Below are 3,642 nucleotides of genomic sequence, written 5' to 3'. Positions count from 1 at the left end.
TGGGTGTCGCGGCTCGTCAACAGTTCAACGCAGAAGTGGGCATCGCCTTGAATGCGGCTAACTGCGTTGAGACGGGGACCAATGCCAAACGAAATATCCGTGGGACGATCGCCGCTGCGCTTGCACAGCTCCAGCAGCCGCAAAATTCCTGGACGAGTCGCCGTTGCCGAGGTTGCCTGCCGCTGGAGTTGCTCGATGCCGCGCTGCGCTAGATAGCGACAGTCTCCTTTAAGCTCTACTAGATCGGCAATTAGCCCGATCGCGACCAGATCCAGCAATTGCTCCAGTGGGGTTTGCGGCACATCGGGCAGCGTCTCGTACAGCGCCTCCACTAATTTGTACGCGACTGCAACGCCGGATAAGTGAGCAAGGGGATGCGCGGCGGGTAAGTAGCGGGGATTGATGATGGCAGTGACGGCAGGACGATCGCTGGGTAGCGTGTGATGATCCGTCACGATCACATCCATTCCCAGGCTGCGAGCGTACTCAATCTCCTCTAAATTGGTGCTGCCCGTATCGCACGTGACGATCAGGTGGCAGCCTTTCGCGTGCAGCGTATCGATGCCCGATCGTGACAGTCCATGTGACTCAGTAATACGATTAGGAATGTAGTAGAGCAGCGTTTTCTGCTGGGTGAAAAATTGCCCCAGTCCGTCCCACAGCACTGCCGTTGCTGTGACACCATCCGCATCGAAGTCGCCCCAGATGCCCACGATCGAGTGATCCCTGTACGCCTGCTGCAACCGCTCGATCGCCCACTGCATTTCTTGCCCAAACGCGAAGGGACTGGTGGGCTGGTAGGCGCTGGGATTCAGAAATCCGGCAAGCTGGTCTACCTGCTGAATACCGCGCTGCCAAAGAAGCTGAGCGGCGTAAGCAACCAAGCTGTCAGGCGCGTGCTGAGCAATCGCCTGCACAAACCACTCTGGCGGCTCGACGATCGCGGGAATGCGCCATTGTAGGGAGGGTTCTGGCATCTTCGAGGTCTCAACTCGCTACGAATTTTGTACGACAGCTTGATAACTTAATGTATCGGTTACGTTGCTCGATTTACCAAACTCCTCAGGCTAAGTTGCGCCATGCACTGAAATCTCTGGATTTGAACACAGTAAGTATGAAAGTCGCGGTTTAATTTTTCCTAAAGTTGCTGGAGCATTTGCAATCACCCAATCGCTATCTGAACATCCTCGCTATTCAACATCCTCAATATTCTTTACATCCTTGATTGGAAATCCTCGCCCCTCTAACCATTTATCTTTGTTGATTAAGTCCATAATAGATTTTCGGATCGCTGTGGAATCAAATTTTCTTACCACAAGATCTGGCAAGATGGCTACCTGTTCATCTACCCAATCAATCTTATTAAATTCTCGGCGAAAAAACTTCTCGCTCCAGACATTAAGACCAATTCTTGAACCATCAGCAAAGTGAATAATTACATTACAAAATTGATCGTCGTCATAACTTTGTTCCTCCACAGTTTGATATTCGTCAAGCTCAATCCATATCTCAATTTCTTCTTCCATACTATCCATTGCCAGCCCTTCTTTTATTCTGAACGTTTACCGGAAGCTTAATATTCTATGTGTAACTTTGTTGGTTTCTCGCGGCTGGAAACTATCGACGAGTTATGTACATTTCAGGCTAGAAGCATTAAAGCTTCGGCCATGCTGAGTTTCGGTTTAATTAAATCCTTTTAGAAAGGCTGGATGTATAGCAACGCGCATTGTGACAACTCCTTATATCTCGATGCCAAGCTTAGCCATAGCATTCTCAGATTCTATGGGCGTTAAGATTGATGCTGTTACAACTTTCAATACATTGGACTACTCTCAATACAACTCTAACAACTTCGTTATTTCGTTTCTTCACGCTTTAACGAACTTGTTCTCCGCCTTGCGGTAGATGAGCAACCAGAAAATTTTAGCTGAATTCACTATCAGACTAGGTAAAACGATCGACAATTGGACGTTGTACTGTGGAACCAACCCTGGCTGTCTGCGGATGACGCAGCCAGGATACTGGCAGACGCCTCCTGCTAAGGCAGCTAGGGTTTTGGCAGAGCCAAATGCGCTACTGTACTCTTAGAGAAACCCAAGACATGCGCGAATTCTGTGGTTGAGCCGACTAGCGGCGCTAGATTCCGACTGGCGATCGTTCTCCTCGCGATTATTAGTATCTCTTCCTGGCTGGCGTTCTTCAAATTTCGCCAAAGCAGCCAGTGGGTTAGTCATACATATCAGGTGCTTCAGGAAACTGAGGAACTGCTGTCGCATCTAAAAGATGCTGAAACCGGACAGCGCGGCTATTTGCTGACTGGGAGAAATAATTACCTCGCACCTTACGACACAGCAGTCCTTGAAATTGATCGAGACATGAGCGAGTTGCGCCGCTTGACCGCAGACAACTCGCGCCAGCAAGCGCGACTGCGAGATTTGCAACCGCTCATTGATAGAAAGCTTGACGAGCTAAGAGCGACGATCGCACTGCGCAATCAACAAGGACTCAGCGCTGCCCTTGCCGTGGTCAAAACCGATGAAGGCAAGCAGCAGATGGACCAGATTCGGGGAGTCGTAGACCAAATTAAGCAGGAGGAAATTGCCCTGTTGAGTCAGCGATCGCTTCAGGCAAACCTCGATGGCGGACTCAGCATTGGGTTAGTTATTGTGCTAAGTGTGGTAGCGATCGGTGTCATATCAGCGGCAACCTCCGCCCTGCGGCGCTACCTCTCGACGCTGGAGCAGTCTGAAGCCGAGATGCGCACTTTACGTGACGGGCTAGAAGTTCAGGTGCAAGAGCGGACCACAGCTTTACTCGAAACTCTGCGGAGCTTACAGCAGCAAGTCCAGATTCGTGAGCAAGCCGAAGCTGCTCGGGACACTAGCGAAGACCGCTTCTACCGAGCCATTTTGCACGCGCCGCTGCCAATGATACTCCATGTCGAAGACGGCGAAGTGCTGCAAGTCAATTACGCCTGGACAGAACTCAGTGGGTACACGCTCCAAGACGTTCCCACGATCGCCCACTGGACGGAACTTGCCTACGGACAGCGCAGAGCCACGGTGCAAGCAGACATCAATCGCCTCTACGGCAGCGATCGCCGCGTCTCCGAAGGCGAGTATATGGTTCGCACTCGCAGCGGATCGGCGCGCATCTGGGAATTCTTCTCGGCTCCGTTGGGTCCGTTGCCGGATGGCAGACGGATGGTAATCAGCGCGGCGATCGACGTAACCGAGCGCAAGCAGGCAGAAGCCGACCGCTGCGAGAGCGAGGAGCAGTTTCGTCAGATTGCCGAAACGATTCGCGAAGTATTCTGGGTGACGGAGCCAGACCTGCACAAAATTCTCTATGTCAGTCCAGCATACGAGGAGATTTGGGGACAGCCTCGAGATGAGCTTTACCAGGATCGCTCCGCATGGCTGCGAGCTATTCACCCGGACGATCGCCCGCGCATCGAAGCCACTCAGCCCAGCAAAGTGCTTCAGGGCAACTACGACGAAGAGTATCGCATTGTGCAGCCCAGCGGCAACGTTCGCTGGATTCGCGATCGCGCGTTTTTAAGCGTGAACGACAACCGCGTTCAGCGCATTACGGGCATTGCTGAAGACATTACCGATCGCAAACGCGCCGAGGCGGAAATTC

The 3,642-nt window shown here is 52.0% G+C and carries 3 protein-coding genes; 1 reads left to right on the top strand and 2 read right to left on the bottom strand.

The features are described 5' to 3' along the window. Positions 1–977: DHH family phosphoesterase (locus H6F43_RS02085; protein WP_190340357.1), on the bottom strand; the 977-nt coding region annotated here is incomplete at its 3' end. A gap of 213 nt (positions 978–1,190) precedes the next feature. Continuing rightward, complete coding sequence (locus H6F43_RS02080; protein WP_190340356.1) at positions 1,191–1,526, bottom strand: hypothetical protein; 336 nt, start codon at positions 1,524–1,526, stop codon at positions 1,191–1,193. Between the two features lie 588 nt (positions 1,527–2,114). Between H6F43_RS02080 and H6F43_RS02075 the strand changes: the two genes are divergently transcribed. Next, positions 2,115–3,642 (top strand): CHASE3 domain-containing protein (locus tag H6F43_RS02075; RefSeq protein ID WP_190340355.1); only part of this gene is annotated, 1,528 nt, incomplete at its 3' end.

Source organism: Leptolyngbya sp. FACHB-36 (assembly GCF_014695955.1).
Classification (GTDB): Bacteria; Cyanobacteriota; Cyanobacteriia; order Leptolyngbyales; family Leptolyngbyaceae; genus FACHB-36.
Note: the sequence above shows the minus strand (reverse complement) of the source record. Positions and strands in the feature narration are given on the sequence as shown.

Excerpts from the sequence above, each read along its gene's own strand:
- H6F43_RS02080 (WP_190340356.1), bottom strand. The coding sequence starts at position 1,526 with ATGGAAGAAGAAATTGAGATATGGATTGAGCTTGACGAATATCAAACT.